Raw genomic sequence first — 19,515 nt, forward strand, 5'->3', positions numbered from 1 at the left:
CGGCGGGCGTTCACTGCGGGTTCAGGCCGTAGAGGAGCGAGCGGGCGAACACCAGCACGGGGATGATCTCCAGCCGGCCGACCCACATGTTGAGGATGAACATCCCCTCGGCCACCGGGGCCATCCCCGGCCCGGTGATGCCCGTCGAGAGCCCGACGTTGCCCTGGGCGCTGGCCACCTCGAACAGCGCGTCGGCGAGGTCGTGGTCGGGGCCGGTGACGTTCACCATCACCAGCGCGCTCGCGACCAGCAGGGTGACCCACAGCATGCTCACGATGGCGGCCTCGCTGAACTCCCGCTCCATCTCGTTGCGGCCCAGCCGCCGGCCGTTTATCTCGGCGGTGACTATCGCGCTCGACGGGAGGAAGACCCTGGAGAACTGCCAGATGATGCCCCGGCCGATGGTGTAGGCCCGGATGATCTTGATGCCGCCGACGGTCGACCCGGCCGCGCCGCCGATCACCATCGCCACCGACAGCAGCAGCTTCCCGCCGGCCTGCCAGCCGCCGATGGGCGAGGACTGGAATCCGGTGCACGACAGCGCGCTGATCCACTGGAACGCCGAGTCCCGTACCGCGGTGGTCTGGGCCGCCGTGAGCCCGACCGACTGGAGCCCGGCGTAGTCGGCCGCCTCGAACGCCGCGGTGACCGCCGTCGCGTTCTGGAGCGAGAGGACGAGCACGCCCACCCCGAACAGCAGCAGCAGCCACCGGGTCTGGAGGTCCTCCCAGAGCGGCTCGGGGTCGCGCTCGGCGAGCACGACGTAGTGGATGGGGAACGCGATGGCGCCCAGCGCCATGATCGGCAGCAGCACCGTCTCGATGAGCGGCGAGTCGTAGGTCCCGATGGAGTTGTCGGTGACCGAGAACCCGCCGGTCGACAGCCCGGTCATGGCGTGGTTGAGCGCCTGCCAGAACGCCTGCCAGGTCGGGAGCCGGGCGCCGTAGTCGGACAGCGAGATGGCGACGAACATCGCGACGACCGCCAGGGCGGTGTAGAGCACGAAGATCTTCCAGACGGTCCGGACCGTCGAGATGATGCTGGGGTGGATTTTCTCCTCGCGGGCCTCGCTCCGGTAGAGCGCGTAGCTCCCGCTGCCGGGCCGGGCGAGGATGGCGGTCGTGAGCACGATGACGCCCACGCCGCCGACCCACTGCATGAACGACCGCCACCACTGGATCGCGCGGGGCAGCGTCGGCTCGTGGACCGCCATGGTCAGCCCCGACCCGGTCCACCCGCTCATGCTCTCGAAGAAGGCGTGGAGCGGGTGCCGGAAGTAGACGAGGCTCGACCGGGAGGTCGCCCCGAACACGGTCACCGCCTCGTAGGACTCCGGTCCCGGCGACGACACGTACGTCGCCATCACCGCCGGCGGCGTGAGGTACGCCATCAGGAGGAAGGGCAGCGCCCCGAACACCGCGACGAAGAACCACCCCGAGGCGGCGATTATCATCCCGTGTTTCATCCGGGGTTCGGGCGCGTCGGCGAACGCACGCCGGGCGCCCAGCCCGACGGCGGCGGTGACGCCGGCCGCGACGAGGAAGGCGAGTGCGCCGTACCACTCGGCGAAGACGAGCGCGACGCCCACGGTGAACGCCATCATCGCCGACTCCATCGCGAGCAGCGACCCCACGTCCCGCGCGATGGTGGCGAGGTCCGCCGGAATCCGACGGACGGTCCGGTTCCCGGCCATGTCAGCGGTCGGCGTCGTCGTGGTCCTCGAAGTGGCCGAACACGTCGGTCACTTCGGGCGTCGCACCCCGCTCGGAGTAGACCGTCACGACGTCCCCGGCCTCGATCTCGGTGTCACCGCGGGGCGTGATCGGCTGGTCGGCCCCGTTACGCTCGACCGCGACGATGAGCATGTCCTCGGGGAGCAGCCCCGCCGAGGCGGCCTCCTCGATGGTCTTGCCCGCGATATCGGCGTCGGGGCCGACGCTGATCTCGAACACCTCGGCCTCGTCGCCGATTCGCATGTAGTCGATGATGGAGGGCCGCTTGACCGCGCGGTAGAGGTACTCGGCGATGAGCCGCTGGGGGTTCTGCATGGTGTTGACGCCGATCCGGCGGAACAGCTCCATGTGGTCGGGGTCGTGGACCACAGAGACGATGTTGGGCACCGCCAGCTCCTGGCCGAGCAGGCTGACCATGATGTTGGTCGCGTCCTGGTCGGTCGTCGAGATGAGCGCGTCCGCGCGGTCGATTCCCGCGTCGACCAGCGTGTCCTTTATCGTCGCGTCGTCGTTGAGCACGAGGCAGTCGAACGACGAGGCGGCCCGCTCGGCCTTCGCCTCGTCCTTCTCGACGACGACGACCTCGTTCCCCCCTGCAGTCGCGATCTCGATGAGCGGCGTGCCGATGTTGCCGGCGCCGACGATGACGATGTACATCTTTCGAGACTGTCCCTTCGGGGGAAACGAAAAGATAGCGGTTCGTCTCGGATTCGGAAATCAGGCGGGCCCCAAATCGACCAATCCGAATTGCTGTCGCCGGAGATTCATCTCCGAGGTGTTCGCCGACTCCGGACCGGCCGACCGCGGGACCCGTCAGTCCGCGCTGGCGGTCGTCAGCAGTTCCTCGAAGGACTCGACCCGGTAGTCGCCCAGGACGCACTGCTCGCGGCGGTGGTGGCCGTGGCGCTCGACGTGGATGGCGTCGAGGCCGGCGTTCCACGCCGCGCCGACGTCGCTCGCGCCGTCGCCCGCGTACACCCCTTCGTGGCGGTCCCGGTGGACGCCGATTCGCTCGCTGGCGTGGTGGAGCGGCGCCGGGTCGGGCTTCCAGCCCAGGTCCTCGTCGCAGCAGACCACGACGTCGAACCAGTCGCGGATGTCGAGCTCGTCGAGCACCGGGTCGGCCAGGAATGACTGGCAGTGGGTCACCAGCCCGACCGGGCAGTCGAGATCGCCCACGAACGCGGCGTCGTCGTAGAGGTAGGTCTCCTCGGCCCGGCGCTGGGGGTCCTCGACGTCGTGGAACGCGGGCCAGAACTCCTGGGGGTCGATGCCCCACTCCCGGAGCTGGTCGTTGCGGTTCCCGCCGAGGCCGTGCCAGAGGATCTCGGCCTCGCGGTCGGTGAACTCCCGGCCGAGCCGATCGCCGACCCGGTCGAACACCGACCGGGGGTACGACCAGTCCACGTCGATGAGGGTGCCGTCGAGGTCGAGCAGCCAGTAGTCGTACTCGCGGGCGACCATAGGGACAACTGAGTAAGCACTCGGGGAATTTAAGCGTTTTCCGGGGCTCGACCGCGACCGAGTGCAGTCCGTCCGGGTCCGAGTGCAGTCCGTCCGCGACCGGGATTCGGACGAACCGAGCCCTACTCCCGCCGGACCTCCAGCGAACTGCCGAGGTACTTGTTCAGCACCTCCGACACCGAGTCGGCGTTGAACTCCGCGAGGTCGTCGCGGACGGCGTCCTTGAGCGCGTCGAGGTACTCCTCGTCGGTTTCGAACGCGCGGTACTCGACCGACAGCACCGTCACGCCCAGCGCCTCCTCGACCAGCCGCCGGAAGTGCCGGTCGTCGTTGATCTCGCCGCGCCAGAGGTTGTCCCGGAAGAACAGCCACCCCTCCTCGCCCGGCGGGTCGGCCTCTCGCCGGAACCGGGTCTCGAACTCGTTCGGCGACAGCGAGACGCCCTCGGCCGCCGGGTCGAGCCGGAACCGGACCGCGAAGACGTAGCTGGCGTCCATGCGGGGTCAGCGCAGGTCGTCGGTCAGTTCGGCCATCTCGATGTCGGCGTCGGTGATGCCGCCCTCCTCGTGGCTGGTGAACCGGACCTCGACCTCCCCGTACCGAATCTCGATGGTCGGGTGGTGGAACTCCTCCTCGGCGAGTTCGCCGACCTCGCTGGCGAACGCGACCCCCTCGAGGTAGTCGTCGAACTCGTACACCCGGACGATCTCGTCGCCGACGCGCTCCCAGTCGTCTGGCATCTCGGCCTCGATCTCGTCGTCGGAAAGCAGGTCTGCCATGTCCGGTAGTTCGACGTGATCGCTGATAAAGTTCGGTGGCGGGCGTGCGAACCGTGGGGTCGGCCAGACGGGGGTCCGCGGTCAGTCGTCGCCGGCGCTCGCCCAGATCGGGCCGGCCCAGGCCATCCCGCCGTCGGTCTGGCGGACCCGCAGGTAGTAGTGGTCGTCGTCGGTGCCCCGGTCCCCGTCCCACGAGAGCCCGGTCACCGGCTCGGTGTCGACGAACGTCGCCTCCAGCGTGTACGCGTCGAAGTCGGGGTCGCCGGACGGCGCGTACCGGCTCGGCGGTCCGAAGCGGCCGGGTTCGCCGACCTCGGCCGGGATCGTCGTCCCGGAGTCCGCGTCGGACGACGTCGCACCGGTTCCGCCGTCCGCGGTGGCCGCGGCCGCGCGCGAGTCGGCGGCGACGCCCTCGGCGACCCGCCAGACGTCGTTGTTCTTCACGACCTCGACCCGGTCGAGCGGCGCGGTGCCGGCGACCGAGAGCTCGACCCGGCGGTCGGCCTCGGGACCGTCCGCCGCGACGACGCTCCGGGCGTCTCGCAGCCGGAGGCCGTCGACCGCGAACGAGACGAGGATGCGGCGGGGCTGTGTCGTCCCGTACACCGCCCGACGGTCGAGGCTGTCGAACACCGCCTCCCGGGAGAGCTCGGGGGCGTAGAACGCGGTGAGCCCGCCGGGGTAGCTCCGCTCGTTCCACACCCGCCAGATGAGTCCCCAGCCGACGCCGTCGCCCAGCCACTCCGAGAGCCGCGGGAGGTGGGGCGGCACGTGGATGTGGGAGTGGCCGGGGTACGGGCCGTGGATGTCCGAGGCCGCCATCATCCCGACGCGGTTGCCCATCGCGAGGGCGTCCTGCACGTAGTGGCCGGGCTCGTCGACCTCGCCGCTGCCGATGCCGCCGATTGGCTTCGGGTTCCCGTCGGCGCCCCGCAGTTCGCTGCTGCCCCACTGGGAGTACACCTCGACCAGCGGCGCGAGCTCGTCGTCGTAGTCGGTCGCGTCGAAGTCGAACGGGTAGAGCGCCTCCGCGGGGTGGTGCGGGATCGTCAGCACCCGGTCGCCGGTCTCCTCGCGCCACGCCCGCAGGCTGTCCCAGAGCCCCTCGTAGGTGTCGGACTCGGGGCTGCGCGAGTCGAACAGCCGGGCGCTGTCGACCGACTCGAAGTAGACGTTGACGTGGCCGCCGACGGTGGGCTGCTTCGTCCACTCGTAGCCGAACAGCGTCACGAACTCGCCGGGGTCGTGGTGGTCCTCGACCGCCGCCTTGGTCCGGTCGACGTACCGCCGGCGCATCTGCCGGAGCTGGAGCGCCGGCGGGATGAAAAAGCCCATCGTGTCGTGGTCGGTGCAGGCGACGACGTCGAGCGCCATCACCTCGCGCGCGAACCGGAACCCCTTCTCGACGCTGCCGACCCCGTCGGAGAGCCGGGAGTGGAAGTGGAGGTCGCCCCAGTACACCCGGTGGTCCGGCGCCGACTCGTGGACCCGGACGGGGTTGCTGACGAACGCCTCGTCGGTCCCGCGCCGCCGGAGCGTGACGTAGTGGACGCCGGGCGTGGCGAACTCGACGCCCCGGGCGCGGACGACCGGGTTCCCGTCGAGTTCGAGCGCGTCCGGCAGCGTCGCCGCGGGATCGGTCGACTCGACGACGAACCGCTCGGCGGGGTCGGCGACGAGTCGCTCGTAGCGGTCCCAGGCCTGCACCGTGAGCGAGGCCGACTCGCCGACGACGGCCGTCGAGGGGACGACGACGTGGGCGCTCTCGAACTCGCTGTGCCGGCTGGCGAGGAGGTCCCGGACCGAGGGTGCGCCGGCGAGAAACAGCCGGACCGACTCGCGGCCCTTCGCGAGGAAGTCGGGGACGAGTGTCACTTTCCCGATTTCTACCCCCGGCCAATTAGCGCTTCCGCCGCGCGAGGCCGGTCAGGCCAGAACCGCCTGCGACGACGGCTCGGCCGGACGGCGTCCTTTTGTCAGTTCGGACTGAACGTTGGTTCAGTCACGATGGCAGACACCCACGTCTCGGCCCGGACGGTCCTCTGGGGATTCCTGGCCGCGTTTCTCGCCCTCGCCGCCCTCGCCGCCGTCGTCGGCATCGACGCCGTCGTCGGGGGACTCGCCGACGCGGAGCCGCGGGCGACCGCCGCCGCCCTCGGCGTCGCCGCCGCCTGGCTGGTCGCCTGGGGGCTCTCGCTGTACGTCGCGCTCCGGACGCTCCGCGTGGACGTGACCCCGTGGCGGTCGGTGCTGGTCTACGCGAGCGCCACGTTCTTCAACGGGCTGACGCCGTTCGCGCAGGTCGGCGGCGAGGCGCTGTCGGCGGCCGTCATCGCGCGCTCGACCGATACCGAGTACGAGACGGGACTGGCGGCCGTGGCGAGCGTCGACCTGGTCAACCTCGCCCCGTCGCCGGCGTTCGCGCTCGCCGGACTGGTGTCGCTCGTCGCCGCCGGGGAGCGCTCCGCCGAGCTGCGCCTGGCCGCGATGACGGTGTTCGGCGTGGCGATGGCCGCGGTCGTCGCCGGGGCGCTCGCCTGGCGCTTCCGGACCGACGTCGGGCGGTCGCTCACCCGGACGACCGTCGGGGCCGTCGCGGCCGCGAACCGGGTCACCGGTCGCGTGCTGCCGGTCGACACCGCCCGCCTCGCCGGGCGGGTCGAGGCGTTCCTGGGCGGGGTCGGCCGGGTGTTCGGCTACCGACGCCGGCTGGTGGTCTGCCTGGGGCTCTCGACCGCCGGTTGGGGGTGTCTGGTCCTGGCGTTCTGGCTCTCGCTGCGCGCGGTGGGTCACCCGGTCGGGGGCGGCCTGGCGGCCTTCGTCCTGCCCGTGGGGATGCTCGCCATCGCGATTCCGCTTCCGGGCGGGGTCGGCGGCATCGAGGCGGCGCTGGTCGGCCTCCTGGTCGCCGTCGGCGGGGTGCCGGTGGCCGGCGCGACGGCCGGCGTGGTGCTCTACCGCGGCGCGACCTACTGGGCGCCGCTCCTGTTCGGCGGCGCCGTCACCGCGGCGCTGACGGTCGAGGCCCGCGCCCACCGCCGGTGAGCGGGACGCACCCGGCCCGACAGTCGCTACCTCCGTACTGAACGCAGAATCAGCCCCCGGTCGCCGGAACCGGAGTCAATCGTCGTCGGCGCTGACCCTCGCCGCGACGTCGTCGGGCATCCGCTCGGCAACCTCGTCGGGCACGTCGCCGTCGGCGATCGCGTCGCGGACGAACTCCGGCGGGCGGTCGTCGCCGCCGAAGTCCGGGTCGAACAGCTGGAGCGCCGTGTTGATGGTGGCCCAGTCGTCCTCGGCCGCGGCGTCCCGGAGGCTCTTGGTCGGCGGCGCGAGCAGCTGGGAGACCAGCGCGTCGGCCATCGACGCGACGACCTCGCGCTGGCGCTCCGAGAGGTCGCCGGTCGCGTCGAGCTTCGAGAGCGCCTCGGAGAGCTCCCGCTCCTTGACGCGCTCGGCGCTCTCGTACATCGCCGAGATGACCTCGTCGGCGCGCTTGCGCTTGTAGCTCTCCAGCAGGTGGTCGAACTCCCGGTCGATCATCGCCTCGACCGACTCGGCGGCGGCCCGCCGTCTGCGCTCGGTCTCGTCGGTGACCGACTCGAGGGCCGCCATCCCGCGGACGGTGACGCCGTCGACCGCGTCGGCGGCCGGCGAGACGTCGCGGGGCTGGGCGATGTCGACGACCCGAATCTCGCCGACGCCCCGGAAGTCGTCGGCGGTGAGGACGTGACCGCTGCTCCCGGTCGCCGAGACGACCGCGTCGGCGGCGGCGAGCGCGGCGTCGAGTTCGTCGAGCGCGAGGGTGCGGACGTCGCCGTGGTCGACGTCGCGGGCCACCTCGGCCGCGCCCTCGGGCGAGCGGTTGGCGACGTACAGCGTCCCGACGCCGGCGTCGGCGAGCGCGTGGGCCGCGATGGTGCCCATCTCGCCCGCGCCGACGACCAGCGCGGTGGCCCCGGCGAGGGCGGTCTCCTCGGCCAGCAGCTTCACCGCCGCGCTCCCGACCGACATCGCGCCGTCGTTGATGGCGGTCTCGGTCCGGGCGCGCTCGCCGACGTGGATGGCCTTGGTGACCGCCGCGTCGAGCATCGGGCCGAGCGCGCCGAGGTCGTGGGCCAGCGCGTAGGCGTCCCGGAGCTGGCCGAGGATCTGGTCCTCGCCGAGCACGAGCGACTCCAGCCCGGTCGCGACCCGCATCAGGTGCCGGAGGCTCTGCTCGTGGCCCATCTCGACGACCGAGTGGTCGGCCACGTCGGGCGCGAAGTCGGCCAGCGTCGCCCGGCCGACCGCCTCGCCGTCCGTGACCACGTAGGCCTCGAAGCGGTTGCACGTCTGGAGCGCGAACGCCTCCTCGACGCCGGGAGCGTCGAGCAGCCGCCGGAGGACCGCCTCGTCGTCGGCGTGGCAGGCCGCCTCGACCGCCTCGAGGCTCGCCCGGTCGTGGCTGACCCGGACGCCGGAGACGACGCCGGTCGCGGCGGTCACGGCGACCGCCCCCCGGCCCGCGTGTCAGAGAGAGAGAGTTCGAGAGTCATGTTGTCACCCTGTGTTCGTCCGTCGAACCGTCGTTGCCGAAAGCTATGGACGGCCGGTACGTAAAGCCTTCCAAACGAGACACGTTCTGCAGGTACCTGCAACCCGGCGTCACCCCTCGACGCCGACCGCGTCGAACCCGAGCTCCCGGACGTCCTCGAGGATGGCCTCGTGGTCGGCGTCGGCCTCGTAGTAGAACACGACGTCGAAGGTGCCGTCCCGGAGCAGCTGCTGGCACTCCCAGACGAACGACTCGTCGTCGAGCGTCAGCCCCTGGTGCTGGTTCGAGGCGAACTCGGGGTCGTCGGTGCCCGAGTAGACGAACGTGTCCGTGGGATCGTGGCCGGCGTGCTCGGCGATGATCTCGCCGACGTCGACGGTCGCCTGGTGCATCTCGGTCTCCTCGTCGCTGCCGAGGTCGGTCCTGACGATGGCGCCGTTGAGTTCGATGTCGCCGGGTTCGAGCAACTGCTTCGTCCGGCGGTAGAGGTCCTCGTCGACTGCGTCGTCCATGTGAGAGCGAAGCCGACCGCCGGTTAAACGCCCTGCGGTTCGACCGCGCGCGGTCGGCGCTCTCGGCCGAACGAGTTGCGACGAACCGGAGCCGTCCGTGGTAGCCGAAAGCGTTGCCACTGGTCGAACGTGCTACCAACGGCCGAACCCCGTTTCTCCCGACTGTACACGCGGCTCCCGACCTGACGCCGCAATTCGACGCCGACCGGCGCGGTCGCTAGCGGACTTGCTCCAATAAAAGCTCAGTTCGATGTGTGACGCTTACAGGCGCTCGAGGTTCTTCGCGCGCGGACCCTTGTCCGCCTGCTCGATCTCGAACTCGACTTCCTGCCCTTCTTCGAGGTCCGGGCCGCCGATGTCCTCCATGTGGAAGAACACGTCTTCCTCGGAGTCCTCTGTGTCGATGAAACCGTAACCGCCGGTGTCGTTGAAGAAATCAACCGTACCTTTCGCCATTGCATTCGTGTTGAGTCGCTCCACGCTTAAAAAGGTATGCAACTAGCTGAACGTGTTGGGGCGACAGGTCACCGACCCGGACGTTTCGGGGTCAAAAGGCTAATTGCGCTCGGCGCTGTCCGTGCCGGTAACGGATGTTCACGTGGGTACAGCGGCGCGCCCGGGCCGCATACGAACGCCTCCTCAGACGGGAGATCTCAGGTGCCCCGACGCACGTCGCCGTCATCCAGGACGGGAACCGGCGCTACGCCAGCAAGCAGGGCGGCGACGCCCCCGACGGCCACCGCGCCGGCGCCGAGACGACCGAGCGGGTGCTGAACTGGTGTCAGGACATGGGCGTCGAGGAGCTGACGCTGTACGCCTTCTCTACCGAGAACTTCGACAGGCCGGACCACGAGCGCGAGGCGCTGTTCGACCTGCTGGAGGAGAAGCTCTACGAGTTCGGCGACGACGACCGGGTCCACGACGGCGAGGTCTGCATCCGGGTCATCGGCGACCGGGAGCGGCTCCCCGAGCGCGTCCGCGAGGCCACCGCCTACGCCGAGCGCCGGACCGCCGACTACGACTCGTTCACGCTCAACGTCGCGCTGGCCTACGGCGGTCGGAACGAACTGCTCGGCGCCGCCCGCGACGTCGCCCGCGCGGTCGAGGACGGTGAGCTCGACCCCGAGGACGTCGACGTCGCCGAGATCGAGAGCCGGCTCTACGACCAGCCGGTCCGCGACGTCGACCTCATCATCCGGACCGGCGGCGACGAGCGCACCTCCAACTTCCTGCCGTGGCACGCCAACGGCAACGAGGCCGCGGTCTTCTTCTGCACGCCCTACTGGCCCGAGTTCTCGAAGGTGGACTTCCTCCGGGGCATCCGGACCTACGAGTCCCGCGAGGAGTCGTGGCGCCGCGCCCGGGTCAAGCGCGCGGCGGCGCTGGTGAAGGCCATCGGCGGCGTCGAACTCGCCGAGGCCCGCAGCATCATCGACCGGTTCCGCGGGAGCCTCCCCGAGGAGTCGAGCGTGGAGGACCTGAGCGCCGACGACCTGCGCATCGAGGAGATGGACGTCGAGAGCGAGTCGTCGATGGATTAAGGCCCGCCCGACCCGACCGTCGAGGTTCGCCCTAACGGCCGAACTACCGTCACTTCGCTCCGCTCGCGACGGCGTTCGGTCTACCGACCGAACCGCCGACGGACTCGCTTCGCTCGACCGTCGAGGTTCGCCCTAACGGCCGAACCGCCGCTGGCGGTTCTTGTAGTCCAGCAGCGCCCGGAGGTAGTCGCGCTTCCGGAAGTCCCGCCAGTTCACGTCGGTGAAGTACAGCTCCGAGTACACCGACTGCCAGATCATGAAGTCCGAGAGCCGCTCGGCGCCGGTCTTGAGCACGAGGTCGGGGTTCTCCGGGAACACCAGGTGGTCCTCGACGTCGGTCTCGTCGACCTGCTCGGCCGACAGCTCGCCGTCCCGGACGTTCTCGGCGATCTTCCGGACCGCGCCCGCGAACTCGTGCTTGCCGCCGAGTCCGATGGAGACCTGGATTGGCGCGTCGGCCCGGTGGGTGTCCTCGGGCCCGCGGACCGCCAGCGGGCGCGGGGCCGACACCTGGTCGAGCTCCCGCCGGAGGGTCGGGGCCGCCCCGGAGTCGAGGACGCTGACGTAGACGGTGATGCGCTCGACGTCGTACTCGAACGCCCACTCGAAGAAGGCCTCCAGGGTCGCGTACGCCCCCTGCTCCAGCAGGTCGCGCTCGGTGATGTTGACCGCGACGTGACCGGGCGGGTCGGCGTCGTGTCTCCGGAGGCGGGCGGCGAGATACCGGTCGTACAGTCCCACGAGCGGTAGTTTGCCGTCCACCGCCCTAAACGTCACGGACCGCCGGCGGCCCGGCTCCGGGGACAGTGACGTCCGCCGAACTCCGCCGGAACGGCGACCCGCCTCCCCGAGCGAGGCGGAAACGGTCGCACGCGGAGGACCGCGAGAGCCGCCGTGTCGGCCGTTCGTCCGACGCTCGTCCGACGATTCGACGGCGACGGGTCCCCTCGCTTCGGGAAGATTAAGTGGGCGTCGGCGGAACCCACGTCTAACGTGACGACCAGAGTTCGGCGCGCGGCGGCGTACGCCGCCGTCTCGACGCTGGCGCTCGCGGCTCCGGCGGCGGAGTGGGCGGCGGCGGTGGCGTTCGGCGCGCTCGCGTTGGCTGGCCTGTCGGTCACCGACGGGCCGGTGTTCGAGACGTTCGCCCGGCCCGCCGACCGCCAGGAGGGCCGGCTCCACGGGCTGGCCGCGTTCGCCTTCGCGGCCGCCGGGCTGGCGCTGCTGACCTCGTTCGCCGGCCTGCCGGACCACGTCTTCGTCGCCAGCGTCCTGATCGTCGGCTACGGCAACCTCGCCCAGCAGGTCGCCTGGGAGCTCGACGCCGAGTCGATACTCCGGACCGGCGCGTTCGTCACCGGCGCGCTGCTGGCCGCGGTGGCCGGCCAGGTGCTCGCGCTCCGGCTCCAGGGCCTGCCGATCGCGCTCCCCGAGGTCGTCTTCCTGGCGGCCAGCGGCGCGCTGCTGGCCGGCCTGCTCCGGTCGGTGCTGTTCGCCCGCGACGACCCGCTGGTGATGCTGTCGGTCGCGTTCCTGCTGTGGCTGTTCGCCGACCTCACCGTGACGGTGACCGTCGACGGCATCGCGGTCGCGCTCGCGGTGACCGCGCTGTTCGGCTACATCTCGTGGGCGCTCGACGCCGCCTCGATCCCGGGGATGATGACCGGCGCGCTGCTGGCGATGCTGACCATCGTGCTCGGCGGGTACGGCTGGTTCGCGGTGCTCATCGCCTTCTTCGGCATCGGGAGCCTCTCGACCAAGTTCCGCTACGAGGAGAAGGCCGCCCGCGGCGTCGCCGAGGACAACGAGGGCGCCCGCGGCAGCGGCAACGTCCTCGGGAACGCCGCGGTGGCACTGGTGGCCGTGCTGGCGTACGCCGCCCGCGGCCGGCTCACGGTTCCCGGCGACATCTTCCTGTTCGCGTTCGCCGGCTCCATCGCCACCGCGATGAGCGACACCCTCTCCTCGGAGATCGGCGGCATCTTCGACGAGCCGCGGCTCATCACCACGCTCGAACGGGTCGAACCCGGCACCGACGGCGGGGTGACCTGGCAGGGCGAACTCGCCGGCGTCGCCGGCGCGGCGGTCGTGGCCGGCATCGCGGCGCTGCTGTTCGAGAGCGTCGGCCCGGCGGGGGCGGCCGTCATCACGGTCGCCGGGGCGGGCGGGATGACGATGGACAGCCTGCTCGGCGCGACCCTGGAGGGCGACCGCCTCGGCAACCAGGCCGTCAACTTCCTCGCCACCCTCACGGGCGCGCTGGTCGGGGCGGGGCTGGCGGTGGTCGCGCTGGCGTGATCCGACCAGCCCGCGCGGCCGACCGCGAGCGCCTGGGCGAGATCCAGACCGCGCTCCGCGAGCCGAACCCGGCGCTGCTGACCTACGCCGCCGACGGCCCGCCGCTCGTGCTGGTGTCGACGACGCCCGACGACGAGCCGGTGGGCTACCTCGTCGCCTTCCACGACGAGACGGTCGGGTACGTCGCCGAGATCGCCGTCGAGCCCCTGCACCGCCGCGAGGGCCGGGCGCGCCGCCTCCTCGCGGCCGCGTTCGAGGGGCTCCGCGACGCCGGCTGTTCGCGGGTCCGGCTGACGGTCCACCCGGCGAACGGCGCCGCCAGGGGCCTCTACGAGTCGGTCGGCTTCGAGGCGGTCGGTCGCGAGCCCGACTACTACGACGACGGGAGCGCGGGGGTAACGATGGAGCGGGCGCTCTGAATCGGAGACCAGTCGGAGGAACCGCGGCAGATCCGGACGCAGCCGACAGTGTCGGTCGCCGCCTCAGAACTGGTCGGCGGTCCGGACCCGCACGTCCGCGGGCTGCTTGACGAACTCGTCCACGTCGGCGCCGACGACCTGACCGACCCCGCGCTGGGCCGACACGTCGAGGAGGCGCTGGTCGATGACGCCGTCGACGACCACCGCGTACGGCGGCTCGTCGGCGCCCTCGACCGCGTCGAAGGCGTTCTCGGCCGCCACCTCGGCGACCGTCTCGAACGCGTCGTCGAGCAGGCGGGCGGTGCCCGTCTCGGCGTCGACGACCGCCGCGACGTGCTCGCCGAGGGTCGCGGGTTCCGCGTCCGCGGCCCCGGTCGTCGCGGTCGAGTCGTCCGCGGTCCCGTCGGCCGTCGTCTCGTCGTCGGCGTCCGCGCCGGGAGCGGACTGGGCGGGCTCGGCGTCGGTCGCGGCGGCGTCTGTCGCCGGCCCGTCGCCGACCGTCTCGGCGTCGGTGGCGGCGTCCCCGCCGCTCGGCGACTCGGCGCCCGCCACCTCGGCCGCGGCGTCCGGGGTCGGTCCGACGTCCTCGTCGCTCTCGGGCGCGGGGCGGGCGCTCCCGTCGGTCGCGGCCGGGCCGGCCTCGCCGGCGGCGGGGTCGGCGCGCGCCGCCTGCGCTCCCTCCGCGTCGTCCGGGCCGGCGCCGTCGGACTCGGCGTCCTCGCCGTCGGCGTCGTCCGGCGCCTCCTCGACCATCGACTCCTCGAAGGGGCGCTTGCTCCGGAGCGCGGACATGACCTCGTGGCGCGCGAGGTCCTCGACCGACTTGTTCGCGGGCGCGAACGCCACGTAGTCGATGTCGCCGACCTGCGCCAGCTCCTTCCGGATGAGGTCGCCGCCCCGGTCGCCGTCGAGGAACGCGGTGACCGTCCGGTTCTGGGTGAGCTCGGCCACCGCGTCGGGGACGTTGGTCCCCTCGACCGCGATGGCGTTCTTGACGCCGTACTTCAGCAGGTTGAGTACGTCTGCCCGGCCCTCGACCACGACGATGGCGTCGCTGTCGGTCACCCGGGGACCGGCCGGCAGGCCCTCATACTCGGCGATGTCCTCGACCCGGACGCTCTGGCGGACCTCCTCCATGATCTCGCGGGAGGACATCACGTCCTCGTCGAACGACTCCGAGAGGAGCTCCTTCGCGCGGTCGACGACCTTGCGGCGCTTGGCGGCCCGCACGTCCTCGATGCCGGCGATGGAGACGGTGGCCCGGCAGGGGCCGACGCGGCTGATGGTCTCCAGCGCCGCCGCGAGGATCGAGGTCTCGACCTTGTCGAGGCTCGACGCGATGGTGATGGTGCCGAAGGACTGTCCGTTCTCGCTGTCGACGTCGACGTCGATGCGGCCCAGCTTGGATGACTGCTGAAGGTCCCGGAGGTCCAGGTCGTCGCCGAGCAGGCCCTCGGTCTGCCCGAAGACCGCCCCGACGACGTCACTCCGCTCTACCACCCCGTCGGCGGTGATGTCGGCGTGAATGACGTATTTGGCTGTGTCGTCCATGAGTGGTGAACTGCCCCGGCGAGGGGCTGGATTGTGATGTGTCCATGAGCAGCGCGGCCATGGATGTTTTAAAATCACACGCCGTGACTGAAATACCTGTCGTCAGCAGAACTGTTTGCGGGCCTATCCTACCCGAAACGTTACATCTCCGCCGACCGCCGGCCGTCGCGCACGACCGAGATCGCGTTCCGTCGACCGGCCGCCACGGTAAAGGCCGTCTCCGCCGTCCGTCGGGCGAAGGATGCGCGTTCTCCTCGTTCCCGAACTCTACCGGCCCGACGACGCGACCGCCAACGGCACGCTCAACGACGCCGTGGCGCTGGTCGAGGAGTGGCTCGCCGTCGACCCGAACCTCCACGTCTACTGGCTGCTGGCGCCGCCCGAGACCGCGAACTACGACCCCGAGTACGTCCTGGCCGACCGCGACCGGGTCACCCTCGTCGAGGCCGAGCCCTTCATGCACGGCCACGACCACGAGGACGCCTTCTCCGAGACGGGCTACACCGAGGCCCAGCTCCGGGCCGTCGAGGAGGCCGTCTTCGAGCAGACCGGCTACGTCGACGTCGCGGTCGACCAGCAGGTGACCGGCCGGTACGACCTCGCCAAGTGGCTCGACCGCCTCGGCGGGGGCCGGGAAGCAAGCGTCCGGCCGACCGACGTCGTCGGCTACGTCCACGACCTGCGGCTCCCCTTCAAGCGCCACGGCCGGGAACTGCCGGACGACAAGCCCATGAAGGCCGAGCTGTCGGCCGCGGCCGTCGCCGACGGGCTCTGGTTCAAGGCCGGGGTCGACGCCTCGCGCATGCGGGAGTACGGCAGCTCGGTGCTCGACGACGACTTCCTGGACGACCTGCTCGGCGACGCGCTCGAAACCGGGAGCCCGCTCGACTTCGAGGAGTTCGAGGAATCGTACGCCGAGGACCCCGAGTGGCTCCACGTCGCGGGCTCCGGCTGGGGCAAGAAGAACCTCGACGTGGTGATGGACGCCGCCGAGGCGCTCCACGAGGAGTTCGGCATCCGGACCCTGATGACGAACATGGACCCGATTCCCGAGGGGCTCGCGGAGTACCCCTTCGTCGACGCCTACCCGGAGTGCTCCCGCGAGCGCTACGAGGCCGCGCTCCGAACGGGCGACCTCGCCGTGGTCGCCTCGGACCACGAGACGATGCCCCGGACCCCCTTCGAGCAGGCCGCCAGCGGGCAGGTGCTCGTGATCCGGGACGAGCCGTGGGCCTACGACTGCGTGCCCGAGGACTACCGGCTCGCCGGCGGCCTCGACGACCTGGAATCGCTGGCGGTCCGCGCGGTCGAGCGCTGGGACGAGGCGGTCGCCGAGAACCGCCGGATGGTCGACCGCGTGCGCGAGGTCCGGGGTCCCGCGCAGTGCGGCCGCCGGACCCGCGAGGACCTCGTCGACCGCGTCGAGCGCCGACTCGCAGCGTTCGAGGACAACGGGAGCAGCGACGTCCTCGCGGCGGTAGAATCGGCCGCCAGCGCGTTCGACGGCGAAGTGCCCCTCGACGAACTGGCCGACCGGGTCGACGCCGACGACCGGGTCGACGACCCCACGGTCACCGACCTGGTGTACGCGCTGCGGTCGCTCGGCTACGCCGACGCCGGAAATCCGGGGACGCCGGCGTTCGTGCCGGCCGGCGATAGTGCCGGTTCGGGGACCTAAGGAGCGTCCCCGAACCGGTCGAGGCCGAACAGGCCGACTTCGCGGTCCGTCTCCCCGTCGACGGCCAGGTCCGCGAGCACCTCGCCGACGGCGCTCGCGAACTTGAAGCCGTGGCCCGAGAACCCAGCGCCGACCGTGACCTGCGGACGGTCCGGGAGCGTGTCGAGGACGAAGTGGCCGTCCGGCGTGTTCGTGAACATGCAGGTGGCGAGCCGCATCGTCGGCCCCGCGCCCTCGGGGAAGTAGCGCTCGGCGTACGCCCGCAGCAGCCGCTCGTCCTCGGGGCGGGGCTCGCGGTCCATCCCGTCGGGGTCGACGGTCTCGCCGAGGTGGTTGAACTTCCCGAACTTGAACCCGGGGACGTCGTACCGGGGAAAGCCGTAGTAGTGGCCGTCCGCGGTCGCGTGGACGAACACGGGGAAGTTCTCCGGGTCGAACCGCTCCGGGGCGCTGGGCCGGAGCCACGCCAGCACCTGGCGCTCGGGGACCGCGACGTCGGCGAGTCCGGGCAGGAGCTTCCGGGCCCACGCGCCGGCCGTCACGACGAGCCGGTCGGCCTCGTAGGCGTCCTTCGCGGTGGTCACGCGGACGCCGCCGTCGGAGAGCGCGGTGAAGTCCGCAACGGGTTCTCTCGCGCGGACCGCCGCGCCCTCCGCCTGGGCCGCCTCGACGTGGGCGATGATGGCCTGCTCGGGGACGAGGAACCCGCCGTCGGGCTGGTACACCGCGCGGTGGCCCTCGGGCAGGTCGTAGCCGGGGAACCGGTCGTTCACCTCGGCGGCCGACAGCACCTCGTGGTCGATGTCGCGGGCCTCGCACGACCGCAGCGACCCGGCGAACACGTCGCTGTCGGGCGGGCCGGCGTCGATGCCGCCGGTGACGTGCAGCAGGTCCCGGCCGGTCCGCTCTTCGAGGTCGCGCCACAGGTCGTAGGCTCGGCGGACGAGCGGGACGTACGCCGGGTCCTCGTACTGGGGCTTGCGGATGATCCGGGTGACGCCGTGCGAGGACCCCATGTCGTGGGGGACGTCGTAGCGTTCCAGTCCGAGGACGTCGAGCCCCCGCGACGCGAGGTGGTAGGTCGTCGCGCTCCCCATCCCGCCGACGCCGACGACGATGACGTCGTATCGGTCGGTCACAGGAACGACTACTCCAGCAGGTCGGCCAGCGTCTCGGCGCCGTGGGCCAGCGACGCCGCGGGGTCGTCTGGCTCGTCGTGCTCGTAGATGAGCCACTCGGTCCCGGCGTCCTCGGCGGCCTCGACCGCGGCCCCGACGTCGAGGTCGCCCTCGCCGAGTTCGACCGGCGTGGTGCCCGCGACGTCCTTGAGGTGGACCAGCGGGACGCGGTCGCTGTACTCGGCGAGCAGGTCGGCCGGGTCGTACCCCGCGGCGTTCGCCCACCCGACGTCGAGTTCGAGGTCGAAGTCGGTCGCGTCGGCGAGCGCCTCGAACGCCGACCGGCCGCCGAGGTCGACGAACTCGTGGTCGTGGTTGTGGTAGCCCAGCGCGACGCCCCGGTCGTCGAGGCGGTCCGCGAGGGCCGACAGCCGGTCGGCGGTGTCGGCGACCGCGTCCTCGCTCTCGAACGCGGACCCGTCGAGGTACGGGACGACGATGCGGTCGCAGCCAAGCGCCTCGTAGCGCTCGACCACGCCCGGCAGGTCGTCCTCCAGCGCCTCGGCACCGACGTGGGCGCCCGCGGCGTCGAGACCGGCGTCGTCGAGCGCGTCGCGGATCTCGGCGGGGTCGGCGTCGCCGAGACCGGCGAACTCGACGCCCTCGAACTGGGTGTCGCCGACGCGGGCCAGGAGGTCGGGCAGCGGCTCGTCGAGGTCGCGGAGCGTGTACAACTGGATCGCAGGTCGCATAGCGGGGGTTCGGCGGGGCGTCGTAAATCGGTTGTCGTCGGGGCAAGTGGACTGAATCGCCTTCCGCCGCACGTTCGCGGGGCACCAGCTATTAGCCGCCCTCGGCCGACCCGGAACGTATGAGCGAGCGACCCGACGTCCTGATCCCGCACTACGTCTCCCAGTCGGCCCGCCGGAGCCTGCGCGAGAGCATCGCCGACCTGCTGCCCGACGTCGACCTCTCGGTCGCCGCGACGCCGCCCGAGACCGACGAGGCCCTGTCGAGCGCCGAGGTGGTGGTGACCGACCGGTTTCCGGCCGAGAAGGTGGCGGCGGCGCCGGAGCTGCGGTGGGTGCAGTCGCTCAGCGCCGGCGTCGACCACTTCCCGCAGGAGGAGTTCGCGGACGCCGGCGTCGCGCTCACCAGCGCCTCGGGCGTCCACGCCGAGCCCATCGGCGAGCAGGTGCTGGCCTACCTGTTGGCGTTCGAGCGCAACGTCCAGAAGGGGATGGCCCAGAAGCACCGCGGCGTCTGGGAGAACTACGGCGGCCGGGAGCTCCGGGACGAGACGGTCGGCGTCCTGGGGCTCGGTGCCATCGGCGGCCGGGTGGCCGAGCTCGCGTCGGCGTTCGGCACCGAGGTCCTCGGCACCAAGCGCGACCCAGAGACCGCCCCGGAGGCCGTCGACGAGGCGTTCGGTCCCGACGGCCTGTACGAGGTGCTGGCGCGGTCGGACTACGTGGTGGTCGCGCTCCCGCTGACTGACGAGACCCGGGGGCTGATCGGCGACGACGAGGTCAGGACGATGCGGTCGTCGGCCGTGCTCGTCAACGTCGCCCGCGGCGAGATCGTCGACCAGGACGCCCTGACCGAGGCGCTCCAGGAGGGCCACCTCCGCGGGGCGGCCCTCGACGTGTTCGAGGAGGAGCCGCTGCCGGCCGACTCGCCGCTCTGGGACCTCTCGAACGTCATCCTGACGCCCCACATGGCGGGGTCGACGCCCCACTACTACGACCGCTGCGCCGACCTGTTCGCCGGGAACTACGAGGCGTTCGTCGCGGGCGACACCGACGCGATGGAGAACCGCGTCGTCTGAGGCTTCGCCGGTAGCGAGTCCGCGTCCCGGCACGTCCGCCGCTCTCGGCGCATGATT

At 71.5% G+C, this 19,515-nt stretch carries 19 protein-coding genes; 6 read left to right on the forward strand and 13 right to left on the reverse strand.

Annotation, left to right across the window (positions count from 1 at the left end):
• Window positions 1-10: 10 nt before the first annotated feature.
• From ACQUQF_RS02810 to ACQUQF_RS02835, 6 genes are all read right to left on the reverse strand, one after another.
• The gene (locus tag ACQUQF_RS02810) at window positions 11-1,693 is read right to left on the reverse strand and encodes a TrkH family potassium uptake protein (RefSeq protein WP_435175503.1); all 1,683 of its coding nucleotides are present in this window, start codon (window positions 1,691-1,693) and stop codon (window positions 11-13) included.
• Between the two features lies 1 nt (window position 1,694).
• Window positions 1,695-2,390: a potassium channel family protein gene (locus tag ACQUQF_RS02815; protein ID WP_435175505.1), complete on the reverse strand. Its 696-nt coding sequence runs from the start codon at window positions 2,388-2,390 to the stop codon at window positions 1,695-1,697.
• Between the two features lie 156 nt (window positions 2,391-2,546).
• Complete coding sequence (locus ACQUQF_RS02820; RefSeq protein ID WP_435175507.1) at window positions 2,547-3,197, reverse strand: HAD family hydrolase; 651 nt, start codon at window positions 3,195-3,197, stop codon at window positions 2,547-2,549.
• A gap of 122 nt (window positions 3,198-3,319) precedes the next feature.
• Window positions 3,320-3,694, reverse strand: coding sequence for an LWR-salt protein (gene lwrS, locus ACQUQF_RS02825; RefSeq protein ID WP_435175509.1), 375 nt, complete (start codon window positions 3,692-3,694; stop codon window positions 3,320-3,322).
• Between the two features lie 6 nt (window positions 3,695-3,700).
• Window positions 3,701-3,976, reverse strand: coding sequence for a 4a-hydroxytetrahydrobiopterin dehydratase (locus ACQUQF_RS02830; RefSeq protein ID WP_435175511.1), 276 nt, complete (start codon window positions 3,974-3,976; stop codon window positions 3,701-3,703).
• An 81-nt stretch (window positions 3,977-4,057) separates the two neighbouring features.
• Complete coding sequence (locus ACQUQF_RS02835) at window positions 4,058-5,851, reverse strand: DUF3604 domain-containing protein (RefSeq protein WP_435175513.1); 1,794 nt, start codon at window positions 5,849-5,851, stop codon at window positions 4,058-4,060.
• Window positions 5,852-5,983: 132 nt separating this feature from the next.
• Here ACQUQF_RS02835 and ACQUQF_RS02840 point away from each other — a divergent pair, with 132 nt between their 5' ends.
• Window positions 5,984-7,021, forward strand: a complete 1,038-nt coding sequence (locus ACQUQF_RS02840; RefSeq protein WP_435175515.1) for a lysylphosphatidylglycerol synthase transmembrane domain-containing protein — start codon at window positions 5,984-5,986, stop codon at window positions 7,019-7,021.
• Window positions 7,022-7,096: 75 nt separating this feature from the next.
• On the opposite strand, the gene hemA is transcribed toward ACQUQF_RS02840, so the two are convergent.
• From hemA to ACQUQF_RS02855, 3 genes are all read right to left on the reverse strand, one after another.
• Window positions 7,097-8,464: a glutamyl-tRNA reductase gene (hemA, locus tag ACQUQF_RS02845; RefSeq protein ID WP_435175517.1), complete on the reverse strand. Its 1,368-nt coding sequence runs from the start codon at window positions 8,462-8,464 to the stop codon at window positions 7,097-7,099.
• A 159-nt stretch (window positions 8,465-8,623) separates the two neighbouring features.
• Window positions 8,624-9,025 carry a DUF5778 family protein gene (locus ACQUQF_RS02850; RefSeq protein ID WP_435175519.1) on the reverse strand — a complete coding sequence of 134 codons (402 nt, stop codon included), beginning with the start codon at window positions 9,023-9,025 and terminating at the stop codon, window positions 8,624-8,626.
• A 261-nt stretch (window positions 9,026-9,286) separates the two neighbouring features.
• Window positions 9,287-9,481, reverse strand: coding sequence for a cold-shock protein (locus ACQUQF_RS02855; RefSeq protein WP_115797292.1), 195 nt, complete (start codon window positions 9,479-9,481; stop codon window positions 9,287-9,289).
• 134 nt (window positions 9,482-9,615) lie between these two features.
• Between ACQUQF_RS02855 and uppS the strand changes: the two genes are divergently transcribed.
• Window positions 9,616-10,566 (forward strand): polyprenyl diphosphate synthase, encoded by a 951-nt coding sequence (uppS, locus tag ACQUQF_RS02860; protein WP_435175521.1) that lies wholly within the window; start codon window positions 9,616-9,618, stop codon window positions 10,564-10,566.
• 132 nt (window positions 10,567-10,698) lie between these two features.
• On the opposite strand, the gene ACQUQF_RS02865 is transcribed toward uppS, so the two are convergent.
• Window positions 10,699-11,307 carry an undecaprenyl diphosphate synthase family protein gene (locus ACQUQF_RS02865; RefSeq protein ID WP_435175523.1) on the reverse strand — a complete coding sequence of 203 codons (609 nt, stop codon included), beginning with the start codon at window positions 11,305-11,307 and terminating at the stop codon, window positions 10,699-10,701.
• 252 nt (window positions 11,308-11,559) lie between these two features.
• Here ACQUQF_RS02865 and ACQUQF_RS02870 point away from each other — a divergent pair, with 252 nt between their 5' ends.
• Both ACQUQF_RS02870 and ACQUQF_RS02875 read left to right on the forward strand, forming a co-directional pair.
• The gene (locus ACQUQF_RS02870) at window positions 11,560-12,864 is read left to right on the forward strand and encodes a DUF92 domain-containing protein (protein WP_435175525.1); all 1,305 of its coding nucleotides are present in this window, start codon (window positions 11,560-11,562) and stop codon (window positions 12,862-12,864) included.
• Complete coding sequence (locus ACQUQF_RS02875) at window positions 12,861-13,283, forward strand: GNAT family N-acetyltransferase (RefSeq protein ID WP_435175527.1); 423 nt, start codon at window positions 12,861-12,863, stop codon at window positions 13,281-13,283. Before ACQUQF_RS02870 ends, ACQUQF_RS02875 begins: the two co-directional genes overlap by 4 nt.
• A gap of 63 nt (window positions 13,284-13,346) precedes the next feature.
• Here ACQUQF_RS02875 and dnaG read toward each other — a convergent pair whose 3' ends face one another.
• Entirely contained in the window at window positions 13,347-14,834 is a 1,488-nt protein-coding gene (dnaG, locus tag ACQUQF_RS02880; RefSeq protein ID WP_435175529.1) for a DNA primase DnaG, read from the reverse strand.
• 241 nt (window positions 14,835-15,075) lie between these two features.
• Between dnaG and ACQUQF_RS02885 the strand changes: the two genes are divergently transcribed.
• Window positions 15,076-16,512 carry a glycosyltransferase family 1 protein gene (locus ACQUQF_RS02885; protein WP_435175531.1) on the forward strand — a complete coding sequence of 479 codons (1,437 nt, stop codon included), beginning with the start codon at window positions 15,076-15,078 and terminating at the stop codon, window positions 16,510-16,512.
• On the opposite strand, the gene solA is transcribed toward ACQUQF_RS02885, so the two are convergent.
• On the reverse strand, window positions 16,509-17,651 hold the full coding sequence (solA, locus tag ACQUQF_RS02890; RefSeq protein ID WP_435175533.1) for an N-methyl-L-tryptophan oxidase: 1,143 nt from the start codon (window positions 17,649-17,651) through the stop codon (window positions 16,509-16,511). The two genes, ACQUQF_RS02885 and solA, sit on opposite strands and share 4 nt — an antisense overlap.
• 8 nt (window positions 17,652-17,659) lie before the next feature.
• Window positions 17,660-18,382, reverse strand: a complete 723-nt coding sequence (locus tag ACQUQF_RS02895) for a sugar phosphate isomerase/epimerase family protein (protein ID WP_435175535.1) — start codon at window positions 18,380-18,382, stop codon at window positions 17,660-17,662.
• Between the two features lie 119 nt (window positions 18,383-18,501).
• On the opposite strand from ACQUQF_RS02895, the gene ACQUQF_RS02900 reads away from it, so the two are divergent.
• The gene (locus ACQUQF_RS02900) at window positions 18,502-19,458 is read left to right on the forward strand and encodes a D-2-hydroxyacid dehydrogenase (RefSeq protein WP_435175537.1); all 957 of its coding nucleotides are present in this window, start codon (window positions 18,502-18,504) and stop codon (window positions 19,456-19,458) included.
• Window positions 19,459-19,515 lie beyond the last annotated feature (57 nt).

Origin of the sequence: Halorussus sp. AFM4, assembly GCF_051194995.1 — an archaeon.
Classification (GTDB): Archaea; Halobacteriota; Halobacteria; order Halobacteriales; family Haladaptataceae; genus Halorussus.

Coding starts and splice junctions, on each gene's coding strand:
- ACQUQF_RS02885 (WP_435175531.1), top strand. CDS start 15,076: ATGCGCGTTCTCCTCGTTCCCGAACTCTACCGGCCCGACGACGCGACC.
- ACQUQF_RS02830 (WP_435175511.1), bottom strand. CDS start 3,976: ATGGCAGACCTGCTTTCCGACGACGAGATCGAGGCCGAGATGCCAGAC.
- ACQUQF_RS02895 (WP_435175535.1), bottom strand. CDS start 18,382: ATGCGACCTGCGATCCAGTTGTACACGCTCCGCGACCTCGACGAGCCG.
- ACQUQF_RS02900 (WP_435175537.1), top strand. CDS start 18,502: ATGAGCGAGCGACCCGACGTCCTGATCCCGCACTACGTCTCCCAGTCG.
- ACQUQF_RS02810 (WP_435175503.1), bottom strand. CDS start 1,693: ATGGCCGGGAACCGGACCGTCCGTCGGATTCCGGCGGACCTCGCCACC.
- ACQUQF_RS02855 (WP_115797292.1), bottom strand. CDS start 9,481: ATGGCGAAAGGTACGGTTGATTTCTTCAACGACACCGGCGGTTACGGT.
- ACQUQF_RS02815 (WP_435175505.1), bottom strand. CDS start 2,390: ATGTACATCGTCATCGTCGGCGCCGGCAACATCGGCACGCCGCTCATC.
- ACQUQF_RS02850 (WP_435175519.1), bottom strand. CDS start 9,025: ATGGACGACGCAGTCGACGAGGACCTCTACCGCCGGACGAAGCAGTTG.
- uppS (WP_435175521.1), top strand. CDS start 9,616: ATGTTCACGTGGGTACAGCGGCGCGCCCGGGCCGCATACGAACGCCTC.
- ACQUQF_RS02820 (WP_435175507.1), bottom strand. CDS start 3,197: ATGGTCGCCCGCGAGTACGACTACTGGCTGCTCGACCTCGACGGCACC.
- dnaG (WP_435175529.1), bottom strand. CDS start 14,834: ATGGACGACACAGCCAAATACGTCATTCACGCCGACATCACCGCCGAC.
- lwrS (WP_435175509.1), bottom strand. CDS start 3,694: ATGGACGCCAGCTACGTCTTCGCGGTCCGGTTCCGGCTCGACCCGGCG.
- ACQUQF_RS02840 (WP_435175515.1), top strand. CDS start 5,984: ATGGCAGACACCCACGTCTCGGCCCGGACGGTCCTCTGGGGATTCCTG.